General features: G+C 33.0%; 2 protein-coding genes. Both read right to left on the reverse strand.

From position 1 onward, the window contains the following. On the reverse strand, nt 1-1462 hold a 1462-nt coding region (gene ligA / locus ACH2CG_RS06705), incomplete at its 3' end, for an NAD-dependent DNA ligase LigA (RefSeq protein WP_395063471.1). 67 nt (nt 1463-1529) lie between these two features. After that, nucleotides 1530-2003, reverse strand: coding sequence for a DUF6495 family protein (locus ACH2CG_RS06710; RefSeq protein ID WP_395063473.1), 474 nt, complete (start codon nt 2001-2003; stop codon nt 1530-1532). Nucleotides 2004-2019 lie beyond the last annotated feature (16 nt).

Consider the following 2019-nt stretch of genomic DNA (forward strand, 5'->3'; position numbering starts at 1 on the left):
TTTCGGCACTTTTTTGAGCCATTCTATCAAGAGGCAAAATTTGATCTACTGTCAATTCATACAAGTCTGAATAATCTTTTACCAATCCGTTGTTGAAAAGCAAAGCTACCGTTTCGCCACCAAGACCTTCAATATCCATGGCTTTTCTAGAAATATAATGCTGAATTCTACCAATAATTTGTGGCGGACAACCATAGAAATTTGGACAAAAATGATTGGCTTCACCTTCTTTCCTGGTCAATTCGGTATGACATTCTGGGCAATGTGTAATGTATTTTGTTGGTTCTGCTTGATTTCCTCTTTTGGCAACACCAATAATCTTCGGAATAATTTCGCCACCTTTTTCAACAAAAACTTCATCGCCTACTCTAATATCTAATTTTTCAATTTGATCGGCATTGTGTAAAGAAGCGCGTTTTACAATTGTTCCTGCTAATTGCACTGGTTCTAAATTGGCAACAGGCGTTATTGCTCCTGTTCGCCCAACTTGATAAGAAATCGAATTTAAAGTTGTAGTAACTTGTTCCGATTTAAACTTGTAAGCAATTGCCCATCGTGGAGATTTTGCAGTATATCCTAATTCATTTTGATGATTAAAATCGTTTACTTTAATTACAACGCCATCTGTTTCATAAGGTAAATTATGACGGTGCACATCCCAATATTCAATAAACTGAAAAACCTCATCAAGGTTATTGGCTAATTTAGATTGCGTTGGCACTTTAAAACCCCAATTTCTGGCAGTTTCAAGTCCTTGATATTGTGAATTGAAAGGCAAATTATTTCCAGTAATAAAATACAACAAGCAATCCAATGGTCGTTTAGCAACTTCGGCACTATCTTGCAATTTCAAACTTCCAGAAGCTGTATTTCTTGGATTAGAATAAGGAGTTTCACCAATTTCTATCAAATCCTGATTCATCTTTTCAAAACCTTCAAATGGGAGAATAATTTCACCACGAATGTCAAATTTTGGAGGATAATTTCCTTTTAGCTTAAGCGGAATTGACTTAATTGTTTTTATATTATTGGTAACTTCGTCTCCTTGAAAACCATCACCACGAGTAACTGCTTTGCTTAATTTTCCGTTTTCATATGTTATAGAAATTGAAGCACCATCATATTTTAATTCGCAAGTGTACTGCAATTGAACGTTACCTAAAACCTTTTGAATTTTGACTTCCCAATCCTGTAAATCTTCTTTAGAATAGGAATTATCTAACGAATACATTCTATTTTCGTGAACAACAGTCTGAAAATTCTTAGTAATGGTTCCGCCAACGCGCAAAGAAGGAGAACTTTCATCATAAAATTCAGGATATTTGTCTTCTAAATCTTGAAGTTGTTTTAGTTTTTTATCAAATTCAAAATCGGAAATAGTAGCGTTATCCAATACATAATAGTTGTGATTGTGCAAGTTAAGTTCCTCGCGTAAATTCTGAATTGTTTGTTGAATATCCATAAAAAGTAATGGCTAGATTAGTTCATTTTGAGTACTAAAATAGCCAATTATTTTGAAAGTTAAAGTTTTATGATTGCACAATAGTATTTATTTGAATATAAAGTTGTCCATCGCTTAAAATAGCTCCTTCAGTAATCAAATTGAAAATTGCCGTATTGCGATCACCGTCGTATTGTTTTTTACCAACATGCATTTCTACTGTTTCGGTAAAAAGGTTATCGCTTAGCCATTGCAAACCGTTTTTAGTCATAAAATCTACCTCAGTAACTAAAGATTTAATCACCATAGATTGAATAAACTCTTTTTGACAATGGAATAAGAAAATATGATTTTTAGAAAAATGCTCAAGAAATTGTGCATTTGTTAAAACACCTTCCCAAATTAAATCAGAAAAAACATCAAGTTCCTGTTCAGTGACTTCAGGTTTATTGGTTTTAATTTCGTCCCATTCTTTTTTATCTATAGATTGCGACGCTAAAAAGTTTGCAAATTCTTGATGCAACGCTTCTAGTTGTTCTTTGGTTAATCTTTTGTATTTCATAATTATTTGCCACTAA

Origin of the sequence: Flavobacterium sp. (assembly GCF_043778725.1) — a bacterium.
Taxonomy (GTDB): Bacteria; Bacteroidota; Bacteroidia; order Flavobacteriales; family Flavobacteriaceae; genus Flavobacterium.